The organism is Cobetia sp. 5-25-4-2 (assembly GCF_013374075.1).
GTDB classification, from domain to species: Bacteria; Pseudomonadota; Gammaproteobacteria; order Pseudomonadales; family Halomonadaceae; genus Cobetia; species Cobetia marina.
Genome location: NZ_BLWK01000003.1, coordinates 333,853 through 357,519, shown reverse-complemented (window position 1 = coordinate 357,519; position 23,667 = coordinate 333,853). Strand labels below are relative to the sequence as shown.

16 protein-coding genes and 9 tRNA genes are annotated in these 23,667 nt (G+C 61.7%); 16 read left to right on the top strand and 9 right to left on the bottom strand.

From position 1 onward, the window contains the following. Positions 1-260: 260 nt before the first annotated feature. Genes HXS65_RS09065 through HXS65_RS09055 form a run of 3 tightly spaced genes read right to left on the bottom strand, consistent with a single transcriptional unit; the run spans position 261 to position 2,631 of the window. Entirely contained in the window at positions 261-539 is a 279-nt protein-coding gene (locus HXS65_RS09065) for a hypothetical protein (RefSeq protein ID WP_084209417.1), read from the bottom strand. Then, entirely contained in the window at positions 536-1,195 is a 660-nt protein-coding gene (locus HXS65_RS09060) for a cbb3-type cytochrome c oxidase subunit II (RefSeq protein ID WP_176493699.1), read from the bottom strand. The genes HXS65_RS09065 and HXS65_RS09060 overlap by 4 nt, the downstream gene beginning before the upstream one ends. Further along, positions 1,192-2,631 carry a cbb3-type cytochrome c oxidase subunit I gene (locus HXS65_RS09055; protein WP_176493698.1) on the bottom strand — a complete coding sequence of 480 codons (1,440 nt, stop codon included), beginning with the start codon at positions 2,629-2,631 and terminating at the stop codon, positions 1,192-1,194. Before HXS65_RS09055 ends, HXS65_RS09060 begins: the two co-directional genes overlap by 4 nt. Before the next feature lie 102 nt (positions 2,632-2,733). On the opposite strand from HXS65_RS09055, the gene HXS65_RS09050 reads away from it, so the two are divergent. The 6 genes from HXS65_RS09050 (at position 2,734) to HXS65_RS09025 (ending at position 4,381) form a co-directional block, all read left to right on the top strand. After that, positions 2,734-3,612 (top strand): alpha/beta family hydrolase, encoded by an 879-nt coding sequence (locus HXS65_RS09050; RefSeq protein WP_255304468.1) that lies wholly within the window; start codon positions 2,734-2,736, stop codon positions 3,610-3,612. A gap of 214 nt (positions 3,613-3,826) precedes the next feature. Continuing rightward, positions 3,827-3,902, top strand: a tRNA-Val gene (locus tag HXS65_RS09045). 77 nt (positions 3,903-3,979) lie between these two features. Beyond that, positions 3,980-4,056, top strand: a tRNA-Asp gene (locus tag HXS65_RS09040). A 40-nt stretch (positions 4,057-4,096) separates the two neighbouring features. Next, positions 4,097-4,173: transfer RNA gene (locus tag HXS65_RS09035), tRNA-Asp, on the top strand. 50 nt (positions 4,174-4,223) lie between these two features. Continuing rightward, positions 4,224-4,300: transfer RNA gene (locus tag HXS65_RS09030), tRNA-Val, on the top strand. 4 nt (positions 4,301-4,304) lie between these two features. Then, positions 4,305-4,381: transfer RNA gene (locus HXS65_RS09025), tRNA-Asp, on the top strand. A 188-nt stretch (positions 4,382-4,569) separates the two neighbouring features. Here the strand turns inward: HXS65_RS09025 and HXS65_RS09020 are convergent. Beyond that, positions 4,570-5,685 (bottom strand): AraC family transcriptional regulator, encoded by a 1,116-nt coding sequence (locus HXS65_RS09020; protein ID WP_176493697.1) that lies wholly within the window; start codon positions 5,683-5,685, stop codon positions 4,570-4,572. A 318-nt stretch (positions 5,686-6,003) separates the two neighbouring features. Here HXS65_RS09020 and HXS65_RS09015 point away from each other — a divergent pair, with 318 nt between their 5' ends. From HXS65_RS09015 to HXS65_RS08990, 6 genes are all read left to right on the top strand, one after another. Then, complete coding sequence (locus HXS65_RS09015; protein WP_136939086.1) at positions 6,004-8,031, top strand: NADPH-dependent 2,4-dienoyl-CoA reductase; 2,028 nt, start codon at positions 6,004-6,006, stop codon at positions 8,029-8,031. A gap of 218 nt (positions 8,032-8,249) precedes the next feature. Beyond that, complete coding sequence (locus HXS65_RS09010; protein WP_176493696.1) at positions 8,250-9,365, top strand: 1-aminocyclopropane-1-carboxylate deaminase/D-cysteine desulfhydrase; 1,116 nt, start codon at positions 8,250-8,252, stop codon at positions 9,363-9,365. A 211-nt stretch (positions 9,366-9,576) separates the two neighbouring features. Beyond that, the gene (locus HXS65_RS09005) at positions 9,577-10,617 is read left to right on the top strand and encodes a low specificity L-threonine aldolase (protein ID WP_176493761.1); all 1,041 of its coding nucleotides are present in this window, start codon (positions 9,577-9,579) and stop codon (positions 10,615-10,617) included. 680 nt (positions 10,618-11,297) lie between these two features. Then, a complete protein-coding gene (locus HXS65_RS09000) occupies positions 11,298-13,220 on the top strand; it encodes a PrkA family serine protein kinase (protein ID WP_077378796.1) in 1,923 nt (640 codons plus the stop codon). Between the two features lie 97 nt (positions 13,221-13,317). Next, on the top strand, positions 13,318-14,601 hold the full coding sequence (locus HXS65_RS08995; protein ID WP_084209411.1) for a YeaH/YhbH family protein: 1,284 nt from the start codon (positions 13,318-13,320) through the stop codon (positions 14,599-14,601). Between the two features lie 46 nt (positions 14,602-14,647). Beyond that, positions 14,648-16,222, top strand: a complete 1,575-nt coding sequence (locus tag HXS65_RS08990) for a SpoVR family protein (protein ID WP_176493695.1) — start codon at positions 14,648-14,650, stop codon at positions 16,220-16,222. A gap of 93 nt (positions 16,223-16,315) precedes the next feature. Here the strand turns inward: HXS65_RS08990 and HXS65_RS08985 are convergent, their stop codons facing one another. Further along, entirely contained in the window at positions 16,316-16,633 is a 318-nt protein-coding gene (locus HXS65_RS08985; RefSeq protein ID WP_077378804.1) for a high-potential iron-sulfur protein, read from the bottom strand. A gap of 454 nt (positions 16,634-17,087) precedes the next feature. Between HXS65_RS08985 and HXS65_RS08980 the strand changes: the two genes are divergently transcribed. After that, positions 17,088-17,954, top strand: a complete 867-nt coding sequence (locus HXS65_RS08980) for a DNA/RNA non-specific endonuclease (protein ID WP_255304467.1) — start codon at positions 17,088-17,090, stop codon at positions 17,952-17,954. Between the two features lie 287 nt (positions 17,955-18,241). Here the strand turns inward: HXS65_RS08980 and HXS65_RS08975 are convergent. The 4 genes from HXS65_RS08975 to HXS65_RS08960 form a co-directional block, all read right to left on the bottom strand. Further along, positions 18,242-18,328 (bottom strand) — tRNA-Leu (locus HXS65_RS08975). A gap of 100 nt (positions 18,329-18,428) precedes the next feature. Further along, positions 18,429-18,515 (bottom strand) — tRNA-Leu (locus HXS65_RS08970). A 42-nt stretch (positions 18,516-18,557) separates the two neighbouring features. Continuing rightward, positions 18,558-18,644 (bottom strand) — tRNA-Leu (locus HXS65_RS08965). Positions 18,645-18,768: 124 nt separating this feature from the next. Next, positions 18,769-18,855: transfer RNA gene (locus tag HXS65_RS08960), tRNA-Leu, on the bottom strand. 352 nt (positions 18,856-19,207) lie between these two features. Here HXS65_RS08960 and rnr point away from each other — a divergent pair. The 3 genes from rnr (at position 19,208) to rpsF (ending at position 23,660) form a co-directional block, all read left to right on the top strand. Next, the gene (gene rnr, locus HXS65_RS08955) at positions 19,208-21,925 is read left to right on the top strand and encodes a ribonuclease R (protein WP_176493694.1); all 2,718 of its coding nucleotides are present in this window, start codon (positions 19,208-19,210) and stop codon (positions 21,923-21,925) included. Positions 21,926-22,265: 340 nt separating this feature from the next. Beyond that, entirely contained in the window at positions 22,266-23,021 is a 756-nt protein-coding gene (gene rlmB, locus HXS65_RS08950; RefSeq protein ID WP_255304477.1) for a 23S rRNA (guanosine(2251)-2'-O)-methyltransferase RlmB, read from the top strand. Positions 23,022-23,279: 258 nt separating this feature from the next. Further along, complete coding sequence (gene rpsF, locus HXS65_RS08945) at positions 23,280-23,660, top strand: 30S ribosomal protein S6 (protein WP_065392636.1); 381 nt, start codon at positions 23,280-23,282, stop codon at positions 23,658-23,660. The last annotated feature ends 7 nt before the right edge of the window (positions 23,661-23,667 follow it).

Sequence of the window (23,667 nt, the reverse complement as noted above, 5' to 3'; positions counted from 1 at the left end):
CCTGTACGGAGAGGCAGCATCCTCATGGACTGAGTCGCTGCTGCCTGTCGGTGCTGTCCGTCAATGATACCTGTCAGGCGCACTTCCCAGAACGGGTTCCCGTCCTGTGGGGCGGGATGTGAAGTGCTCCGTGAATCGCGCGCATTATATTAGATAATTCTGATTGTGTCGTGATGTCCTGCATGACTCTAGACGCAGAACCTCCCGAAGGGGCAGGTTGCGACGCCCTGCCTCATCCGACTCGGGAGAGCCAGGTGACATCATCCACTCAAGGACATGACGATCTGCCCCATGCTGACCAGCAGTGTGAGCAGAAACAGCAGACTCCAGACCAGCGGCAGCGGCCTGTCCGGCTGAGGGGTGCCGTCAATGCGGTGTTCGTCGCCTGGCCCATCTCCCTGCAGGTCATCATCGGGTGAGGTGCTGCGCGAGCGAAGCCCGACAAGCAACAGCGTGCAGAAGGCCAGGCTGCCCAGCGTGAGCATGCTGATCCATGCCTGCCAGAACAGTGGCAGATCGACGTTTGCCAGCAGGTTCATGGTGCAGCTCCTGTCGTCAGTGTCAGTGTGGCGAGTGTCTCCCCTGTCGGGTCGGGTATTGTCGCGGATGAGTGCCGAGGGGGATCCGTCTGTTGAAGATAGGCCAGCAGAGCGGTCGCCTCGGCCTTGCCGCGTACCCGGGCGGGCGCCGCGAGGATCTCGTCGTCTCGGTAGGGCACGCCAAGCGCCTGCAGGGCCCGCATTCGCTCGGCGACACCCTCGCCGCTCAGGGCGTGCTCGAACAGCCAGGGGTAGGCCGGCATGCTGGAATCCGCCACCTTGTGGCGCGGCGAGTACAGGTGCAGGCGTTGCCAGGCCTCATCATGTTCCGCCGGGAGGCGGCTCAGGTCAGGGCCATGACGAGCGTTGCCCCACAGGGCCGGTCGCTCCATGAGGTGGCGGGAGGCGGCGTCCCGGCTTGCATGGCGTGCCTGGTCTCCCGGCAGATCCCGCACCATTCGGGTATGGCATTGTTGGCAGCCTTCCCGCAGGTAAAGGCGCTGTCCCTCCAGCGCCAGCGCATCCAGCGGTGTCACTTCTTGCCCTGCCTCCTGAAACCCCAGAGGCAGCAACTGGGCCAGCGCGCCGACACTTGCCGCCATCACGCAGAGCGCGGCCATCAGGCCCGGATGCCGTTCGAGCAGTACGTGTCTCATGCCGGTGTCCTCCCCCGAGCGTGTGAATGCCCGATGTGGTGATGAGCGCGCTGGGTAGAGGGGCGCGTGATGGGTCGGCGGGAGGCGCGCAGGAGATATGCTGCCATCAGCAGCAGGCCGAGTGCCCAGCAACTCAGCCCCGCCAGCGTCATCAGCATCGGCGGGCGAGCCACCGCCAGGACGTCGGCGAGGGAGTGCAGCGGTTGTCCCTCTGCGTCTACGGCATGCCACAGGCTGCCCTGCAGCAGGGTGGTGGTCCAGCTGGCAGCGATGCAGAGCAACGTGCCGGCGATGGCCAGCCAGGCGTGGGTCATGATCAGCGCCGAGGGTGCTTCAGGCAGCCGCAGACGGTAGAGCATGAGCACGCTGACCAGACCGATGACGCCCAGTGTGCCGGCCGGCGAGAGGCTGCCGGCGGCGCTGAAGGTCATGTCGTTGAGCGGGGCGATGGACAGTGCCACATGCTCCATCACGCTGATGGCCAGAAAGAGCAGGGCTGCGCCGAGCAGGCAGGTCTGAGGATGATGGCGCAGGGAGGGCCAGTCCGCCTTGAGGGTCAGCAGGCCGTTGAGAGGAATGGCCAGTCCCGGCGCCAGCAGCAGGAGCCCCATCGCCATTCCCAGCGCCTGGCTCCACTGGGGCAGGGCACTGGCATGCAGCAGCACCGCGCCGCTCCAGGGCAGCAGCAATACCAGCAGCCAGAAGCTGATGATGGCCAGACGGTGAGAGTGAAGGGGCTGGCGGGTCAGTCCCGAGAGTGCCTGATACGCCATGGCAATGAAGCCCAGTGCCAGCATGCCGCCGGGCAGCATTCCCTTCTGCCAGCTCTGCAGCAGCGCGTCCAGACTGCCTGAGAACATGGGTAACGATGTCAGCGGGCCCAGGGGCACCGCCAGTGACAGCAGGGTATGCTGCATCAGTATCATCACCAGACAGCCAATGAAGCACCAGCCAGCCACGGGCAGGCGCGCTGTCGGTCCTGCCTTCCAGTTGACATGGAAGAGCCACGCGACCGCGATCCACACTGCCAGCATCAACAGGTTGAGTGGCCAGGGATATTCGGATTGGCCATGCCCCGACGCGAAGCCCGCGGCAATCGATATGCTGCCAAGCACGAGAATCGTCTGCCAGGCCTGCAGCGTGAACCGCTGGAGACGCCGCTGGCCTGGCCGGGCTTGCGTGTCATGATTGACCAGTGAATACAGGCTGGCAATCAATGCCGAGCCGCCGAGGCCGAAGAGCAGCAGATGCTGTTGCACAATGGCGAGACGGCCATGGCTCAGCCAGGCGATGGGCGGGGCCAGGGTTGGCCACAACTGCACGGCGGTCAGCCATACCGCCAGCAATAGACTGACGGCGCCTGAAAGAATGGCCGTCGTGCCAAATTGGCGAATCACCTCGTGAGAGGCGCCTGCTCCATCAGGTGCTGTGCCCATGTCATGACCTCATCATGCAGTGAACAGCGATGTGCTCTCCTGAAGAGAGCACGACTCACGAGACGATTCAGCATTCATTTCAGCTACCAGGGAGGACACTGAGTGTCTCTTGTCACTTCATCATCGGACGAAGATCGGGATGCGTCCAATGTGGCGGCCGTCCCCACCCCCTACGCCGAGGAAGGTTTCAAGGTCGCTTCCTTTGACGCCATCGCCGATGAGCTGGAAAAGCGTCTGGAGCTGTCAGAGGAGGCGTTGGCGGCGCGCGGTCCCTGGCGAGGCTGGGTGGCCTCGTTCGGTCCGCTGGAGATTCATGGCAGCCCTCGGCAGGTGATTCTGCTGCATGCCCATGGGGCGGGCGCCGGACGCGAGACCGATTTCCATCAGCGGTTCGGCAAGGCCTGTGCACACCAGGGGGCGGCATGGCTGGGATTCGACTTCGCCTACCTCGTCAAGATGCGCTGCGAGGCACGCCGTCGTCCGCCGCCGCGGCTGCCCGGGCTGATCGAGGAAATGACGCGCTGGCATGAGGCGCTGGCCGCCAGTCTTGCCGCCAGGGCGTCTCTGGCGACATGCCTGGTATTGCTTGGTGGCAAGTCCATGGGGAGTCGCGTGGCCTCGCATGTGATGCAGGGGCTGGAGGGGCGAGGCATGCCAGCCCCCTCATCAGGCCCACGTCGAATGTCGCCCCTGGGCTGGTATGCGCTGGGCTATCCCTTTCACCCGACCGGCAAACCGGACACGCTGCGAACCGAGCATCTGGCGGCCATTGATGCCCCGGGCGTGATCTGTCAGGGCACGCGAGATCCCTTTGGTCATCGCGAGGAAGTCGAAGGTTACGGATTGCCATGCACCATCAGCCTGCATTGGCTGGAGGATGGCGAACATGATTTCAAGCCTCGCAAGGCGAGCGGCAAGACGCGTGAGGGACTGATTCGCTCAGCGGTGGCAGCGATCCTTGCACACCCTGCATTGCGCTGATGGGTGTCAATCCATGAGCGACACGAATTTTCTCCCTCGTGGCATCCTGATGTCAGAATGCTGACACAATGCTGATGGTTGCTGGGCTACAGGTGAGTGGCGCTGGGAAAATCCAGTCTTATCAAGACCCTGTCGAGGAGTATTCTGAAACTTCCTGTAAAAAAAGTATTGACTCATGGGGCGGATTCCGTAGAATGCAGCGCCAACGAGACAGGGGTGGTTAGCTCAGTTGGTAGAGCACCAGCCTTACAAGCTGGGGGTCACTGGTTCGAACCCAGTACCACCCACCATTTGAAAAAAGTTATTGCTTATCAAAGCGTTACTTGATTAAATGGCCTGGTTCGTCAGCAGAAGCAAACGTTGCAGTGGACTGGTAGTTCAGTTGGTTAGAATGCCGGCCTGTCACGCCGGAGGTCGCGGGTTCGAGTCCCGTCCAGTCCGCCACTACCGTTTGTCATGCGCCCGATGTTGAGTTGTTTTGAATGGACTGGTAGTTCAGTTGGTTAGAATGCCGGCCTGTCACGCCGGAGGTCGCGGGTTCGAGTCCCGTCCAGTCCGCCATTCAGAATGACGCGATATCACCGCTGCTTGCAGCAAGGATCGTCTGTGTTGGGTGATTAGCTCAGTTGGTTAGAGCACAAGCTTCACATGCTTGGGGTCACTGGTTCGAATCCAGTATCACCCACCAATGTGGACTGGTAGTTCAGTTGGTTAGAATGCCGGCCTGTCACGCCGGAGGTCGCGGGTTCGAGTCCCGTCCAGTCCGCCACTCGATCTACAGAATTCGTGAAACCCGAGCCCTCGTGCTCGGGTTTTCGCGTTTCTGGCCAGCAAGATGCTCGTTGTTGCCTTCCTCGCTGTTGCCTTCCTCGCTGTTGCCTTCCTCGCTGTTGCCTTCCTCGCTGTTGCCTTCCTTTTGGACGTCCCCTCGTCCCCCGTTCGACGTTTCTTCGTGTTTCAGGTCCGTGAGCTACCCGTTCGGCTGGAGGCGCGGTGCTGTCTGCGCCATGCGCCCGGTGGTTTGGCGTGCCAACGCTTGCAGGCGTGCTGGAAGCTTTCCGGACCGGCAAATCCCAGTACCCAGCTGATTTCCTTCAGGCTTAGATGGGTGTCACGCAGATAACGCTCGGCCAGTGCGCGGCGCGTGTCATCCAGCAGCCCCTCGTAGTGCCAGCCTTCGGCGGCGAGTCGTCTGGCCAGGGTACGCGGGTGCAGATTGAGGGCCGCTGCGATCTCGTCGCGTCCGGGTGCGCGCCCCGAAAGCCGCATGGCAATGGCACGTCGTGTGCGTGACAGCGTGTCATGAGGGCCCTGACGGCTCTCCAGTCGCTCCGTGATCTGTTGACGAAGCTGGGCAAAGGCGACCGGTGCTGCCTGCACGGTAGGGGCGTTCAATACTCTGTCTGGAAGCCACAGCCGATTGCGCCCTGTCGCGAAGTGCAACTGGCTCGCAGGCAGGCCCAGGCGTCGGGCATATCGCCAGCGCCAGCGCTTCTCCGTCTGCTCATGCATATCGTCTGGTGAGGGGGTGAGCGGAGAGCTGTCCTCCGGCGAGCGGGGGATCGTGTAATCGATCTCGAGCGATGCATCGCTCAAGGCATCGCCACTCAGCTGGCGAGCCAGATGCCACCAGCCTCCCAGCACGCTGTCGACCACGAAGCGGTTGTAGGCATTGTAGGGAGCGAGGGAGTAGAAGTTCAGCCAGCCGCCGGTGGCCTGGCGCTCGAAATGGCCATGGCCACGACTGTTGTCGCTGTAAAGTGCCTCAGCCTCGCACAGCAGCGTCAGCCCTGCCGCCAGAGTGGGGGCGCAGGCACACGCAAGTCCGGGGAGCAGAAAGTCTCCCGGGCGAATCTGAGCGGCCATCTCCAGGCCGAACAGTTCATCACCGCTGGCAGTGATGGCGGCATGGCCCAGACGCATGTAGCGAGCGATGCCGATCCGGGCATCTCCGTCGTCCGGCAGTGGCCAGCCCGTGTAGGGCTGCATGATGGGCTCGGCGTGCACGTTGCACGCGTCCAGGGCACGTGCGACGAGGTGCGCCAGGCTGACCGAGACTTCTCCTAATTGCATGGGGCTGGCTCGTGTCGAGAGGTCGGGGAGACAAGCGCGAGGCTTGCCGTCGGCCGGATATTGCGCAGGGCATGTCCTGCAAGGGTATCAATGTGTCCTCCAGGCGCATTGAGTGCAAGCGATGATGCACTACACTGAGCGTATCGAGATTCATACGACTGTTTGCCTTGGGTGTGCGTCGCCCTGACGTGTCTACCGCCAACGTGCACGAGTAGCGCAAGGCGACAAGATGACAATGACGACCTGATAAGTTCCGCGTGCTGGTGTCCCGGGGTCCGGTTGACGGCCACGCCAGTGCGACGGCAAGGAGCAAGCGCCATGACTGCCTATCCGAATATCTTCCGTCCGCTGAAGCTGGGACACATCACGCTGAAGAATCGCGTGCTGATGGGGTCGATGCATACCGGGCTCGAGGAAGCTCCCAATGGCTTCACGCGCCTGGCGGCCTTCTATCGTGAGCGTGCCCGTCATGGTGTCGCCCTGATCGTCACGGGAGGGATCGCCCCGAACCCGGAGGGCGCGGTCATGCAGGGCGCGGCCAAGCTGACCACCTCGCAGGAGGCGCAGCGTCATCGTGAAGTGACCGATGCCGTGCATGCCGAGGACGGGCGGATATGCCTGCAGATCCTGCATGCCGGTCGCTATGCCTATTCTCCGGATCAGGTCGCGCCATCTGCCATTCAGGCCCCGATCAACCCCTTCATGCCGCGGGCGCTGAGCACCGAGGAAGTGAAAGGCCAGATCGCGGATTATGTACGCTGTGCCGCCTTGGCATGCGAAGCGGGCTATGACGGTGTCGAGGTGATGGGGTCCGAAGGTTACTTCATCAACCAGTTCATCTGTCGACGGACCAACCAGCGTGAGGATGAATACGGTGGCAGCTTCGAGAATCGCATCCGTCTGGCGGTGGAGATCGTCGCGGGCATCCGCGCGGCGCTGGGTGAGGATTTCCTGATCATCTATCGGCTGTCGATGCTGGATCTTGTCGATGAGGGCAGCACCTGGAGCGAGGTGGTCGCGTTGGGCAAGGCCATCGAGGCGGCCGGTGCCAGCCTCATCAATACCGGGATCGGCTGGCATGAGGCACGAGTGCCCACCATCGTCACCAGTGTGCCGCGTGCCGTCTTCACCGGACTGACCCAGCGCATGAAGGCGGAGCTCAGTCTGCCGCTGATCACCACCAATCGCATCAACATGCCGGACGTGGCCGAGTCGGTACTGGCGGAGGGACATGCCGACATGGTGTCGATGGCGCGTCCGTTCCTCGCTGACCCGGCGTGGGTCAGCAAGGCGCAGGCGGATGATGCCGCGATCATCAACACCTGCATCGCCTGCAACCAGGCGTGTCTTGATCACACCTTCCAGATGAAGCTGACCTCGTGTCTGGTCAACCCGCGAGCCTGCCACGAGACCGAGATGGTGATCGAGCCTGCCCGCCGCGTGCGGCGTGTCGCCGTGGTCGGAGGTGGTCCAGCAGGTCTGTCGGCGGCCGTCACCGCGGCAGAGCGTGGTCATGAGGTGGTGCTGTTCGAGGCGCAGGCGGAAGTCGGCGGGCAGTTCAATTTCGCGCGCCGCATTCCGGGCAAGGAGGAGTTTGACGAGACGCTGCGCTACTTCAACGAGGCGCTGGCACGCAATGGTGTCGAGGTTCGGCTCAATACGCGTGCCACCGCGGAGATGCTGGCAGCGTTCGATGCCGTGATCCTGGCCAGTGGCGTGCGTGCGCGTACGCCCGCGATTCCCGGTATCGAGGAGGGCATCTCGCGTGGCCAGGTGCTCAGTTATGGCGAGGCGATTCGTGCTCCGGAGCGAGTGGGGCGACGTGTGGCGCTGGTCGGTGCGGGAGGCATCGGGTTCGATGTGGCGGAGTTGATGACGCATCGTGAGCCGTCACCCTCGCTGGATGGCGAGCTGTGGTGCGAGGAGTGGGGGGTGGATCTCTCGGTCAGCACCGCCGGCGGTCTCAAGACACCGATGCCCGGCGAGAGCCCTCGTGAGGTATGGCTGCTGCAGCGCAAGACCTCCAAGCCGGGCAAGCATCTGGGCAAGACGACCGGCTGGGTGCACCGGGCCACCCTCAAGCAGCGCGGAGTCAAGATGGTCGCGGGCTGCGATTATCAGTCCATCGATGCCGAGGGGATGACCGTCAGCATTGATGGCAAGGTCCAGCATCTGGCGCTCGACAGTATCGTGCTGTGTGCCGGCCAGGAGTCGGTGCTGGAGCTCAAGGCGCCCCTGGAGGCGGCAGGGATCGAGCTGCACATCATCGGTGGCGCCGATGAAGCCGCTGAGCTGGATGCCAAGCGCGCCATCGCGCAGGGCACCATGGCGGCCGCAGCCCTCTAGCCCGCTCCCGGGAGTCTTGGCTGGCCGGGGCGCCTTTCGTGGCGGAGCGAGTGTCGGCGAGATGGGGATATTCAGCGTTGAGTTGAGCCGAAGCTCTGCCTAGACTGAGAGTGGCCATCACGGCCGTCGTGTCTGCGTGACAATGACGGCCGTGATGGCCTTGTCGTTTCTCCGCCTTCTGCCGTTCTCACGGCGCATCACCACGATGGGACTCGCTCATGTCATCGCACGCAGCCGCTTCTCGCCAATCCACCGACGAGACTCTGCCGCCGGATGGCGCCACGGTCCTGTCCGCGCCTCAAGGCGCGCTCTCCTCTCCTGCTGCTGTCGCGTCTTCAGCGATTGTCGCGGCCTCGCCGATCGCCTCGCTCGAGGCCGACTCCTCATCGGCAGGGGGCGGCCTGGAAGCACTGCTCGAGTTGTTCACCCTGCCACGGGTGGAGCGCCTTGACTGGCGCGTGGCCCGCGAGGCTGGAGTGGTGGTCGAATGCCTGCGGGCCGATACCCTGGATGCCGAGATATCCGGCAACAAGGCATGGAAGCTGCGCCTGCCACTGGCGCGAGCGCTCAGCGAGGGGCGAGGCATCATCAGCTGTGGCGGCGGCTGGTCGAATCACCTGCATGCTCTGGCGGCTGCCGGGGCGCGTCTGGGGGTGGCGACGCATGGCCTGGTGCGTGGGCATCCGGAAGCTCCGCTGACGCCGACGCTGAAGGATGCCATGGCCAACGGCATGCACCTGAACTTCATCTCACGGGCGGAATACAAACAGCGCGACCAGCCCGGGTTCTCTGCCCGCTTCAGTGATGCGCTGTGGGTGCCGGAAGGTGGGGGCAGCGTGGAGGGTGTGGCGGGGCTCGAGCCGTTGGCACAGGCGCTGGTGACACCTTGCAACGGAGAGCCGGCGCCCCAGCTGGTACTGATGGCCTGCGGCAGCGGGACCACGCTGGCGGGTGTTCTGAGTGCGCTGGGGGAGCGTGATGGTCTGCGTGTGATTGGCGTCCCGACCATGAATCACGGAGATCAGCTCTATCACCGTGTGCGTCGTCTGCTGGCCCGGAGCGGCGGCAGTGAGCAGAAGACACCGGAGTGGGGGCTGTGGTTGGGAGCGCAGGCGGGCGGCTTCGCCAAGGCACCCGCCTGGTTGATCGACTTCATCCAACGATTCGAGGCCGAGACCGGGTTGCAGGTCGAGCCGGTGTATACCGGCAAGTTGTTTGCCTCACTGGCCCACCACCTCGCCAACGGGATGATCGCCCCCGGGACTCGTGTACGGGTTCTGCATACGGGCGGTCTGCAGGGGCGCAGAGGGTACCCGGCTCTCGATGCTGCCTGAGGGATTTTCCTGCATGGCCGTCCCGTCGTGATGGTCGCGTCGGATCATGGCTGGCGGCGGCATGCAGCGCTGTTATGATGGGATTTCTACTGTGGTGCCTGCCATCCTGGGTACCGCGTTCGTTTCATCGGGCAAGGTGACCCCTTGCTCTGCTCTGGATACTCCCATGACGACTGACGCCCTCGCCACGACCCGCTCCGCGGCCACTGACATCGATGACACCTGTACATCACGTTTTCTGGCCAGTGACAACACGTCCGGTATCTGCCCCGAGGCGATGGCATACATGATGCGAGCCAATCAGAATGATGATCTCGCCTATGGCAACGACCGCTGGACTCAACAGGTGACGGACAGCTTCCGTCAGCTGTTCGAGACCGAGTGCGAGGTATTCTTCGTCTTCAATGGCACGGCGGCGAATTCCCTGTCGCTGGCGCATCTGTGTCAGTCCTATCACAGCGTCATCTGCCATGAACTGGCCCATATCGAGACTGACGAATGCGGAGGGCCGGAGTTCTTCTCCAATGGCTCCAAGCTGCTCAATGCGCCGGGTCCGAATGGCAAGCTGACGCCTGAAGGCATCGAGCGACTGGTCACCAAGCGCAGTGATATCCATTATCCGCGTCCGCGTGTCATCTCGCTGACCCAGTGCACCGAAGTCGGCACCGTCTATAGTCTGGAAGAGCTTCAGGCGATTCGCGAAGTGGCCGACCGTCATGATCTTCAGATCCACATGGACGGCGCACGCTTTGCCAATGCCTGTGCCTCGCTGGGCGTCTCTCCGGCCGAGCTTACCTGGAAGGCCGGCGTGGACGTGCTGTGCTTCTCCGGTACCAAGAATGGGCTGGCGATGGGGGAGGCGGTGATATTCTTTGATCGCGAGCAGGCCCGTGACTTCGACTATCGCTGCAAGCAGGCCGGTCAGCTTGCCTCCAAGATGCGTTTCATCGCCGCGCCGTGGATGGGGCTGCTCGAGAATGACGTCTGGCTGGACAACGCACGTCATGCCAACACCATGGCGCAGTATCTGGCCGAGCGACTCGAGGCATTGGACGGCATCGAACTGCTGTTCCCCTGTGAGGCCAACAGCGTCTTTGCCAGCTTCCCCGAGCATGTGCTGACGGCACTGCGTGAGCGTGGCTGGACCTTCTACACCTTCATCGGCGCAGGTGGCGCACGCTTCGTATGTTCCTGGAATACCAGTACGGATCTTCTGGATGCTCTGCTTTCTGATATCCAGAGTGCCCTGTAAGAAAGGGAGCTGAGAGTGACACTCTCGTAGCGTGTGCTGAAAAGTGAAAAAAGCCCATCGGCCATCCGATGGGCTTTTTTTTCATGAAGATTTTTCAGGACGTTGCGATGCGTCCATGCCCTTGCGGGGGTGTGACAAGGTCAGTGATCGCTACGGCCAAGGCTTCTGTCAGCAGTCGCCTCGTGGCCGCCCGCGTCGGCAGTTTCGCATGTCATCGATTCGCCTTCGGGTCGCCATCGAGTCGCTGGCGACACCTCGTGGGGCCGGATATGTGCAAGGACTGGCTGGCGAGACTCGCCGCTCTGTCCCTATTCTGAACGTGTGCTGCAGTGCGACGTGGCAGACATGGTGCCTTTCAGGAGGAGGGGCTTCAACGGCCACGAGGCGAGGCAATTCTTGCGCAACGGTGCGCTCGAGGAGGCGTCACTCCTGCCTCGTTCCAGATCGCGCTTGTCATGCAGGGACGAGGTTGTCCATTCGGGTGGCGAAAGTTCGTTGAATGCGGTGGGTCCATGTATTGGACACTCGCTACCTATATCGATCTATGCTGATAAACACGCCGAGGCAGTCACCTGAGCGCCAGCAGCGCGGGGCATCAAGTGACCTGGTACCACTGTCATCGTACAGGAGTGGCCCCGGCGATGGTCCCAGCGACCCCGAGTCGCGACAAGGAGGCTTCCATGAGCATCTTCGATCACGTGCAGAGCCGCTACGAGCGGGTCCAGCAAGAAGAGATGAGTCTCCAGGAGTACCTGGAGTTATGTCGGCAGGATCGTTCTGCCTACGCCAGCGCTGCCGAGAGAATGCTGGCGGCCATCGGTGAACCGGAGGTCATCGATACCGCCAAGGATCCCAGTCTTTCCCGGATTTTTTCCAACAAGCTGATTCGACGCTACCCCAGCTTCGCCGAGTTCTATGGCATGGAGGAGGCCATCGAGCAGATCGTGTCCTACTTCCGTCATGCGGCTCAGGGGCTTGAGGAGCGCAAGCAGATTCTCTATCTGCTGGGGCCAGTCGGCGGCGGCAAGTCATCGCTGGCCGAACGACTCAAGCTGTTGATGGAGCAGATTCCCTTCTATGCCATCAAGGGGTCGCCGGTATACGAGTCGCCGCTGGGGCTGTTCTCGCTGGAAGAGGATGGCGAGGTGCTCGAGAAGGAATATGGCATCCCGCGCCGCTGCATGCGCAGCGCCATGTCGCCCTGGGCGGCCAAGCGTCTCAAGGAATATGGCGGAGATCTCAGTCAGTTCCGTGTCGTCAAGCTCTACCCATCCCGCCTGAACCAGATCGCCATCTCCAAGACGGAGCCGGGCGATGACAACAACCAGGACATTTCCGCGCTGGTCGGCAAGGTCGATATCCGTCAGCTTGAGCTCTATGCCCAGGATGATCCGGATGCCTACAGCTTCTCCGGCGGACTGTGCAAGGCCAACCAGGGGTTGATGGAATTCGTCGAGATGTTCAAGGCGCCGATCAAGGTGCTTCACCCGCTGCTGACCGCGACTCAGGAAGGCAACTACAACCCGACCGAAGGCATGGGGGCGATTCCCTTCGATGGCGTGGTGCTGGCGCACTCCAATGAGAGCGAGTGGCAGGCCTTCCGCAACAATCGCAACAACGAGGCCTTCCTGGACCGCGTGTTCATTGTCAAGGTGCCCTACTGCCTGCGAGCCTCGGAGGAGGTGAAGATCTACGCCAAGCTGCTGGAGCACTCGTCGCTCAATCATGCGCCCTGTGCGCCAGACACCTTGCGCATGCTGTCCCAGTTCATCGTGCTGTCGCGCCTGCAGGAACCTGAGAACTCCAGTATCTATTCCAAGATGCGCATCTACGATGGCGAGAACCTCAAGGATACCGACCCTCGCGCCAAGTCGATCCAGGAGTACCGTGACAGTGCGGGGGTCGATGAGGGCATGGATGGTCTGTCTACGCGCTTTGCCTTCAAGATCCTCTCCAAGGTCTTCAACTTCGATGCCAGCGAGGTGGCTGCCAACCCGGTGCACCTGCTCTATGTGCTGGAGCAGCGCCTCGAGCAGGAGCAGCTGCCCAAGGAGACCCACGAGCGTTACCTGCGCTTCATCAAGGAGTATCTGGCCCCACGTTATGTCGATTTCATCGGCAAGGAGATCCAGACCGCCTATCTCGAGTCCTACTCCGAGTATGGCCAGAACATCTTCGATCGTTACGTGACCTACGCTGATTTCTGGATTCAGGACCAGGAATACCGTGACCCCGAGACTGGCGAGCTGCTCAATCGTCAGTCGCTCAATGAGGAGCTGGAGAAGATCGAGAAGCCAGCGGGCATCTCCAATCCCAAGGACTTCCGTCATGAAGTGGTCAACTTCGTGCTGCGCGCTCGCGCGCAGAACAACGGGATGAATCCGGGCTGGCAGTCCTACGAGAAGCTGCGTGCGGTGATCGAGAAGAAGATGTTCGCCAATACCGAAGAGTTGCTGCCGGTCATCTCCTTCAATGCCAAGGCATCAGCATCGGATCAGCGCAAGCATGAGGATTTCGTGGCGCGCATGGTGGATCGCGGATATACCGAGAAGCAGGTGCGTCTGCTGTCCGAGTGGTATCTGCGAGTGCGCAAGTCGCAGTAAGCCCTGCCGACTGACGACAGGCCTGCCGGCGGGCGTGATTGCCGCCGGCACTTGCCATCCGGTCTTTCGCTGAACGCGAGGCCGGCAAGGAGGGCGAATGAGTTACTTCATTGATCGACGCAGCAATGCGCGCAACAAGAGTGCGGTGAATCGCCAGCGCTTCATCCGGCGCTACCGCAGCCATATCAAACGGGCGGTGGAGGATGCCGTCAATCGGCGCTCCATCACCGACATGGAGCGTGGCGAGGAAGTCTCCATTCCGACTCGCGATATCTCGGAGCCGGTCTTCCAGCATGGCCAAGGCGGCAAGCGGCGTGTCATCAACCCGGGCAACAAGGAGTTCGTGGAAGGTGATCGCATGCGCCGCCCGAGTGGTGGCGGCGGCGGTGGCGGCAGCGGAGAAGGTCAGGCCTCCAACCAGGGCGAGGGCGAGGATGATTTTGCCTTCACCCTGTCGCGCGAGGAGTTTCTCGAATTCGTGTTCGATGGTCTGGAGCTTCCGCATCTGGAGCGCAAGCAGATCGCGGACATGGATGAAGTACGTCCGGTGCGGGCGGGTATCGCTCGCGATGGCACTCCCGCCAGGATCAATATCGTGCGCTCGATGCGTTCCGCCCAGGCGCGGCGTATCGCCATGCGATCCCCCATCAAGCGGGCGCTGAAGGAGGCCACTGACGCGCTGGAGCTTGAGGAGCGCAAGGATCCGGTGCTGCGCAACAAGGTGCGCATTGCCGAGCTCAAGGCGGAAATCGAGCGTCTTGAAGCGCGCCTCAAGGCGGTGCCGTTTCTCGATACCTATGATCTGCGCTACAACCACCTCATCAATCAGCCGATGCCGTCCAACAAGGCAGTGATGTTCTGCGTGATGGATGTCTCGGGGTCGATGACCCAGGCGCACAAGGATATCGGCAAGCGCTTCTTCCTGTTGCTCTATCTGTTTCTGGAGCGCAACTACGAGAAGGTCGAGCTGGTGTTCATTCGCCACCACACCGCCGCCAAGGAAGTGGATGAGGAAGAGTTCTTCTACTCCCGAGAGACCGGCGGCACCATCGTCTCCAGTGCCCTGACGTTGCTGGATGAAGTGATCGAATCCCGCTATCCGGCGGGTGAATGGAATCTCTACGTGGCTCAGGCGTCCGATGGTGACAACTGGGATGACGATTCCACCAATTGTCGCGAGCTGATGATCAAGAAGCTGATGCCGCGTCTGCAATATTACGCCTACGTGGAGATCACCCCGCATGCGCACCAGGCATTGTGGGAAGAATATGAGCGAGTCGAAGCCGAATTTCCGGATCGCTTCGCCATGCAGCAGATTGTCGAGGCGGGCGATATCTACCCGGTATTTCGAGAGCTGTTCAAGCGCCGCATCAGCGCCTGATCGCATCATGTGACGCGCCCGGCCATCTGCCGGGCCGGGAGGCCCCATGAGCCAGAGACGTGATAATCGACTGGAAAATCAGCAACCGGCCAGTGGCTCCGATTGGACCTTCGAGCTTCTGGAGCATTTCGAGCACGAGATAGCGCGTATCGCTGAGCAGTATCGGCTGGATATCTACCCCAATCAGATTGAAGTCATCACTTCCGAACAGATGATGGATGCCTATGCCAGCATCGGCATGCCGGTGGGCTATCACCATTGGTCGTTCGGCAAGCAGTTTCTCTCGGTGGAGCAGGCCTATCGGCGCGGACAGATGGGACTGGCCTATGAGCTGGTGATCAATTCCGATCCCTGCATCGCCTATCTCATGGAAGAGAACACCCTGATGATGCAGATTCTGGTCATGGCGCATGCCTGTTATGGCCACAACAGCTTCTTCAAGGGCAATTACCTGTTTCGTGCCTGGACGGATGCCTCGGCGATCATCGATTACCTCGTCTTCGCCCGGAAGTACGTGTCCGAATGCGAGGAGCGCCATGGTGTCGATGCGGTCGAGCAGCTGCTGGACGCCTGTCATGCGCTCCAGAATTATGGCGTCGATCGCTACAAGCGTCCCTCGCCCATCTCGCCGGAAGAGGAGATCCAGCGTCAGCAGGAGCGTGAGGCCTATCTGCAGGCTCAGGTGAATGCGCTGTGGACCACCATTCCGCAGGCCGAGGAGGAGGATGAGTTGATCGATGAGGTCAACGACCCACTGGGTCTGCATCGTCGTGGTCGCTACCCGCCGGAGCCTCAGGAGAACCTGCTCTACTTCATCGAGAAGAATGCACCGTTGCTGGAGCCCTGGCAGCGGGAGCTGGTGCGTATCGTGCGCAAGCTGGCGCAATACTTCTACCCGCAGCGCCAGACCCAGGTGATGAACGAAGGCTGGGCCTGCTTCTGGCACTACACCATCATGAATCAACTCTATGATGAGCAGCTGATCGGCGAGGGGGTGATTCTCGAGTTCCTGCAGTCGCACACCTCGGTGGTGCAGCAGCCGGGCTTCGATCACCCGCATTACAATGGCATCAACCCCTATGCGCTGGGCTTCGCGATGTTCATGGACATCAAGCGCATCTGCGAGAATCCTGACGACGAGGACCGTGAGTGGTTCCCCGACATCGCCGGCAGTGACTGGTTGGAGACGGTGCATTTCGCGATGCGCAACTTCAAGGACGAGTCCTTCATCCAGCAGTTCCTGTCGCCCAAGGTGATCCGTGATCTCAAGCTGTTCTCGCTGGTGGATGACGACAGTGATGAGCATCTTCTCATCGATGCCATTCACGATAGTCGAGGCTACAAGCGCATTCGAGAGGCGCTGTCGGTGCAATATGCGCTCAGCCATCGCGAGCCGAACATCCAGGTGTGGGCCGCGAATATCCGGGGAGATCGCTCGCTGACGCTGCGCCATGTCCAGGATGATCGTCGCCCGCTGTCACGCAGCGTCTATCCCGTGATGCGCTATCTGCATCAGTTGTGGGGGTTCCCGGTGCATCTCGAATCATTGGAGCAGGATGAGATCGCGCGCCGCTACCAATGGCCGTTGCCGGAGGATGCTTCCGGATCCACTGCGAGCTGACGTCTGGTCCCGGTAACACAGCCATGAAAAAGACCGCCTCGGGATTGGCTCCCGAGGCGGTCTTCTCGTATCAGGTCCGAGGCGCCGCCGGTATCATGCCGGGCGCTTGGTCCAGGACTGGCACCAGCCTTCGGGTGCCACGCTATTGCTGGGGAATAGCTGACAGCCCTTGTTCTCCGGCTTGTAGAACATGCAGTTGGTGCAGTCGGAGCCGGGCTTGAAGGCGGGGTGATCACTGGCTTCGCTGGCATCTTCCACATAGTGGAGCGCCTTTGCCTGCGGGTTGTCGGTATCCAGTGGGGGCAGGTCGGCGGCAAGGGCGCGCGGCGAGAGCACGGCAGCGCCCAGTGGCAGGGCGGCAAGCCCCAGCAGGCTGTTGCGCATGAAGTTACGACGGCTTTGATCAGCCATGGTCAGATTCCTTCTCATCGTTGGAGCACAGCCGGTGGGATGTGCTGCGGTCACGGCTCGCCTGTCAGGAGGCGCTTTCATGTCGATCGTTGCAGTGTCACTCGTGCCACGGGCGTCTTGATGAGCGCTCTGTGTGGCGCGGCTGGTCGCAAGCATCCTGGTACGGGAAGATGCAGGTGGCATGCCAGATACTGATCATGCGGTCAGATTCTGCGGTATCCGCCGTCGGGATGATCCCCCTCGTGGATATCTGCTCGCTGATGGTGCATGAAGCAAGTGCTGCCTGCTTATTGTGGCTTGAGTTGGGGCGGCCGTCAGCCTCGCGAACGGAACTCTGGCATGATGGAATGCTACGGTAGAACGTGAATGAAGTTGCTGCGGCTTGCGGGTCGTGACGGAATGACGAGCGCATGCCTTGCCGAGGCAATGGCAACGACAAGAAGGAAATGGCGGGATGCTGGATGTGATGGATGATATTCGCTCGGCCGGTCGCAAGCTGTGGCGAGGGTTTGGCGTCAGCGTGGCATTCGCGCTGGTGGGAGGTGGGCTGTGGTGGTGGCAGGAGCGTGATTACCAGCAGTTCTACGCCTGGCAGGGAGTGCCTGAGGCACGTGAACTTGACTGGAAGACGCTGGCGCGTGGCTTGCGCAGCGATGCCTACCTGGTGGGGTGGTCGGATCTGCGCGCCAATCCGTTATGGGTGACATGGCGTCTCGAGAATACCCAGGGGTCGCGGCTGGGGGAGCGTCCTGACGAGTTCGAGCGCGACTGGCGCTCGCTATGGCCCGTCACGCCGGACAGCTATCGCAACAGTGGCTACGACCGCGGACACCTGGCGCCCAACTACGCCATCGGCAAGATCTACGGGGTCAAGGCCCAGCATCAGACGTTTCGCATGACCAATATCTCGCCACAGACACCGGCGCTCAATCGCAAGCTGTGGCAGCGACTCGAGGCGGCCATCATGGACAGGATTCTGCCGCGGGAAGAGGCGCTGTGGATCACCGCAGGTCCGGTCTTCACGGGAGAGATCGAGCGTCTGCCGAATCTGATCGAGATTCCGGATGGTTTCTACAAGATCATCGTCTCGCCCGGCACTGCTCGGCAGGCGCCTCGCGCCCTGGCGTTTCTCTTTCCTCAGCAGGTAAGAGGGGATGAGCCATTGGATCGCTTTCTGGTCAGCATCGATAGAATCGAATCTCTCACCGGTTTCGATTTCTTCCATGAGTTGCCGGACGATATCGAGCAGCGCCTGGAAGCCTCGGTACGTCGTGATGGATGGCAGGTCGAGAGTTTCAGCCGCATCCCGTCACGCTATTGAGTGTCTGATGACTCTGATGGCGCAGGGGAGGCAATGGGTCGTGCAGAAGGATGCGTCCGGGGATATTCGTCGCGCAGTCGCAGGAAATCCATCCACAGGCCAGGCAGTGGAAGCGGGTGTGGACAAGTCAGCAGGCGTCGGGGGGGGGATCTGTGTTTCTGGGAGCACGCGAAAGACAACGCAGGGCGCTGCAGGTCTGGATAAAGCAATGAAGCTGATAGCAGGGGGGAGAGTATCGCGATGTGAGCAGCGGGCGCTGCGAGAAAGTACATCGGATGACAACTTGATGGTGCCCAGAAGAGGACTTGAACCTCCACGTCCATACGGACACTAGCACCTGAAGCTAGCGCGTCTACCAATTCCGCCATCTGGGCATCAAGTTGTGTGCTGAAGTCTCAAGAGCAGAGCCTTGCAGCGGAACGATCATGACATCCTTGGTAGTGGATACCATGTTCCCTGTTCGAGTGCGCATCGTGGTGCCCAGAAGAGGACTTGAACCTCCACATCCTTACGGATACTAGCACCTGAAGCTAGCGCGTCTACCAATTCCGCCATCTGGGCGAAGCGCGATACAGGGGTCGTTCATCGTGAGTCTGACGTCCGTGGTGCCCAGGAGAGGACTTGAACCTCCACATCCTTACGGATACTAGCACCTGAAGCTAGCGCGTCTACCAATTCCGCCACCTGGGCAGACATCAGAACTCGTTTTGGTCCAAGGACCCGGATCAGCAGTCCAAGTTGTTGAAACTTGAATGCTTTACCCGTTTTCCGGTATCCATCCTAACGTGTGTCACGTCAACATGAAACCTGAAATTGGTGCCCAGAAGAGGACTTGAACCTCCACGTCCATACGGACACTAGCACCTGAAGCTAGCGCGTCTACCAATTCCGCCATCTGGGCAAGTGGTGCCGAATAATACGGATCTTCTGAGGGAATGCAAGAGGTTTCTGTTTTATTTGTGACTTCTGGGGCTGCATGACGCATTTCGGTCGTCTGCCTTGCTGGCCGGAACTTCGAGATGGTGCAAGCTTTGGAAGACCCGATGGAAAAACAAGCGCTTGGCAAAGCCATGAAAGAAAGCCATGAAATGAGGCCTCCTGCATCACTCTGACGAGCTTCCGGGAGTCGGAAGGTTGGGGAATGGTTGGGTCGGCCCAATGGTAGGGGCTATAATGCGCGCATGAGAGACAACCAGTCATTCCGTGCCGCGCCCGCTGCCCGTCTCGAATTCATCGTCAAGGAATCCTGATTAATGACCCAATGGACGCTCAGCGACGACCCGCACGCGGAACGCGAAGCCCATAAGTACGACAAGCCCATCCCCAGTCGCGAGTATCTTCTCGACAAGCTGGAAGAGTATGGCAAGCCCATTACCCACGAGAACATGAGCCGCATGCTCGGTTTCGAGGACGACGAGCAGCAGGAAGCCGTGCGCCGTCGCCTCAATGCCATGGAGCGTGATGGCCAGGTGCTGCGCAATCGTCGTGGTGCCTATGCACTGATCGACAAGCTGGACCTGATTCGTGGCCGTATCGTCGGCCATCGCGATGGTTTCGGTTTCCTGGCGCGCGAAGATGGCGTCAAGCCGGATCTTGCCGTGCCGCCGCGCCAGATGCGTCGCGTCTTCCATGGTGATCAGGTGCTGGCGCGCGTCAGCGGCCGTGATCGCCGTGGTCGTGATGAAGTCACCATCGTCGAGGTGCTGGCTCACAATACCCAGACGCTCGTCGGCATCTATCGCCAATCCGAGCCGGACTTCGGGGTACTGATTCCGGAGAATTCGCGCATCGCGCAGGAAGTGATCATCCCCAACCGTGTGGCCAATGGTGCCAAGGACGGTCAGGTGGTGTCCGTGCGCATTACCCAGCAGCCCGCGACACGCGTGCAGCCGGTGGGGGAAGTGGTCGAGGTGCTCGGTGAGCGCATGGACCCGGGCATGGAGATCGACATCGCGATTCGCTCGCATGACATCCCCAGCGAATTCCCGCCGGAAGTCGAGGATCAGATCTCGACCATCTCCGCCGAAGTGCTGGAAGAGGACAAGAAGGGGCGTATCGACCTGCGCGAGACGCCACTGGTCACCATCGATGGCGAAGACGCGAAGGACTTCGATGACGCCGTCTGCGCCTGGCAGGACGACAACGGCAACTGGAAGCTGCTGGTCGCCATCGCCGATGTATCGCATTACGTGCGTGGCGGCAGTCCGCTGGATCAGGAAGGCTACGTGCGCGGCAACTCGGTGTATTTCCCGGGTCAGGTCGTGCCGATGCTGCCGGAGCTGCTCTCCAATGGTCTGTGCTCGCTCAACCCGCATGTCGATCGTCTGACGCTGGTCTGTGAGCTGACCATCTCTGCCAGCAATGGCGAGATGCTCGACTACCGCTTCTTCGAAGCCGTGATCCGTTCCCATGCGCGCCTGACCTACGAGAAGGTCGGCACCATGCTGACGGACCCGGAAAGTGAGGAAGGTCAGGCGCTGTGTCAGCAGTACAACGAACTGCTGCCGTCGCTGCACAACCTGCACGCGCTGTACGGTGTGCTGCGCAAGGCGCGCGACAAGCGTGGTGCCATCGACTTCGAGACCACCGAGACGCAGATCCTGTTCAACGATGAGCGCAAGATCGAACAGATCGTGCCGCGTACGCGCAATGACGCGCACAAGCTGATCGAGGAATGCATGCTGGCGGCCAACGTCGCCACGGCGCGCTTCCTGGATCTGCACGATCTGCCGGCCCTCTATCGTGTCCACAAGCAGCCGGCACCGGAGCGCCTGAACAACCTGCGCGCCTTCCTGGGTGAGCTGGGTCTGACGCTGGAAGGCGGCGACGAGCCGGCACCCAAGGACTTCCAGGCACTGCGCGCCTCGATCGCCGAGCGCCCGGATCTCGACATCATCCAGACCGTGATGCTGCGCAGCATGACCCAGGCGGTCTACTCGCCGCAGAACGAAGGTCACTTCGGTCTGGCCTACGATGCCTACGCCCACTTCACCTCGCCGATCCGTCGTTATCCTGATCTGCTGGTGCACCGTGCGATCCGTTCCGTCATCCGTGGTCCGCGCAAGACCGACACCGTGCTGCGCGCCGAAGATGCCGTGACCGAGCGTCCGACCAAATGGTGCCCGTACACCTTCGAGCAGATGCTCGAGCTGGGTGAGCACTGCTCGATGACCGAGCGCCGCGCCGATGAGGCGACGCGTGACGTCAACGACTGGCTCAAGTGCGAGTTCATGAAGGACAAGGTCGGTGAAGTGCTGGAGGGTACCGTCGCGGCGGTCACCCAGTTCGGCCTGTTCGTGCGACTGGATGCCTACTACGTCGAAGGCCTGCTGCACATCTCCTCGCTGCCGTCCGACTACTACCACTACGAGGCCGAGAAGCATCGTCTCAAGGGTGAGCGTGCCGGCGTCAGCTATGGTCTCGGCGATGGCGTCACCGTCCAGGTGGCTCGCGTCGACATGGATGAGCGCAAGATCGACTTCATGCTCAGTGACCCGACGCCGCGTCCCAAGCGCAAGCCGCGCAAGGCACGCAGCAGCGAGCGTGATGCTGACAAGCCCGCAAGCGGCAAGAGCGGTGCTGCCTCCGGCAAGGAATCTGCCCCCAAGGGTCGCCCCGGCAAGCGTGAGCGCGAGCGCCTCAAGTCCCTGACGGAAGAAGTCAGTCAGGAAGGCCAGGGTGGCGGTACGGACGGAGCGTCCGAGACGCCTGCGCAGGATAGTCCTGCCCGCAAGCCGCGCAGCGAGCGTGATGAGCGTTCCGGTCGCGGCGAGCGCAAGCCCTCCACCGGCAAAGAGCGTCCGTCCGCGCCTGAGTCTCCGGCAGCGGCGCGCCCGGCGGTGCCGAGCGGTCCGGAATCTGCTGACAGTCCGTTCGCGGCAGTCGCGCCGATGGGTGCCGCTGGCAAGGATGATCCGTCGCGCAAGCGCGGCTCCCGTTCTCGCGGGCGTCGCGGCAACGGCCGCAGCTGACCGCCGGCAAGATTTACCGCGCAGCATTCATCAGCCCCGGCCATGGTCGGGGCTGATGCGTTGCACGGCCGTGAGTTCGCAGGATTTCATGGCTGTCGCCATGGCGACAGCTCAGTTTCCGTCCAAGTGACAGGGCCCTGTCAGGGCCATCAGGCAGGAAGGCACTATGAGTCAGGACAAGGGGCGCAAGCCCGGCCGCGGCAAGCCCGCTGGCGAGCGCGGTAGCCATTCTCGAAGTGAGCACTCTCGAGGCGAGCACTCAAGGGGTGAGCGTGGTGGCGCTCAGCGCCAGGAACGTGGCGGGGCCCGCAGAGGTGGCGCTCGCACTGGCGCACCGAAGATCCCCGGTGGCCTGGAAGCCGTCTATGGTGTACACGCCGTGGAAGCCTTGCTGGCACGCGGCCGCGCACCGAGCGAGCTGTGGGTGCAGGCAGGCGAGGCCGAGCTGCGTCTGAACGAGATCATCGAGCAGGCGCGTGCCGCTGGTTCACGCGTCACCTTGAAGGCGCGTGAGGAGCTGGATGCGCTGTCCACCGGCGGTGGTGCCCATCAGGGGCTGGTTGCTCTGTGCGCGCCGCTTGCCACCGAGAACGAGACTGGCCTCAAGCTGCGCCTCGATGGCTGGTCCCATGAGGAAGCCCCGCTGTTTCTGGTGCTGGATTCGGTCACGGATCCGCACAACCTCGGGGCCTGTCTGCGCAGCGCCGATGCCGCCGGTGCCCATGGTGTCATCGTGCCCAAGGACAAGTCCGCCTCCCTGAACGCGACCGTGCGCAAGGTCGCCTGTGGGGCAGCGGAAGTGGTGCCGGTCTATCAGGTCACCAACCTGGCCCGCACGCTGGATGCCATGAAGGAAGCCGGTGTCTGGGTGCTGGGTACGGCTGGCGAAGCCGAGGCCATGGCCTTCGAGGCCGATTTCACCGGGCCGGTGGCCATCGTGATGGGCGCTGAGGGCAAGGGCATGCGTCGGCTGACGCGCGAGCACTGCGACAGCCTGATTAAGCTGCCGATGGCGGGCAGTGTCTCGAGTCTGAATGTCTCGGTCGCGGCCGGTATCTGCCTGTTTGAAGCCGTTCGTCAGCGCCGCAACGGCTGACAGCGAGAATGGGGGTGTCAGGGCATGAGGCGTGCCTCGCGACGTGTCGCTTGCCAAGCCCTTGACACCTCTCTACAATACTGCGGTTCTGTGAAGTGCAGTCTGCAGTGAATGCGCGGCATGGGGGCACCTGTCCTCGCCCGCGCGCGTTGTACGTGGCTTTCGAGCCCGAATGACACAACCGTAGTAATCACTCCACTCCTTGCTTCCCGGCCCGAGACGCGCCGTGGAGGCTGTCAAACCGAAAGGAGCCAAGCCATGCGTCACTACGAGATCGTGTTCATGGTCCACCCGGACCAGAGCGAACAGGTTCCGGCCATGATCGAGCGTTACACCTCCATCGTGACCGAAGCCGGCGGTACTGTGCATCGTCTGGAAGATTGGGGTCGCCGTCACCTGGCCTACCCGATCAACAAGATCCACAAGGCCCACTACGTGCTGATGAACGTCGAAACTACCGGTGAAGTGGTCGAGGAACTCGAGACCATCTTCCGTTTCAACGACGCCGTCATCCGTAACCTGGTTGTGCGTGCAAAGGAAGCGGCCATCGAGCCGTCTCCGATGATGAAGCCGGCTGAAGAGAAGCGTCCGCGTCGCGAAGACAAGCGTGACGAAGCCGAAACTCAAGACGCTAACTGATACCGCA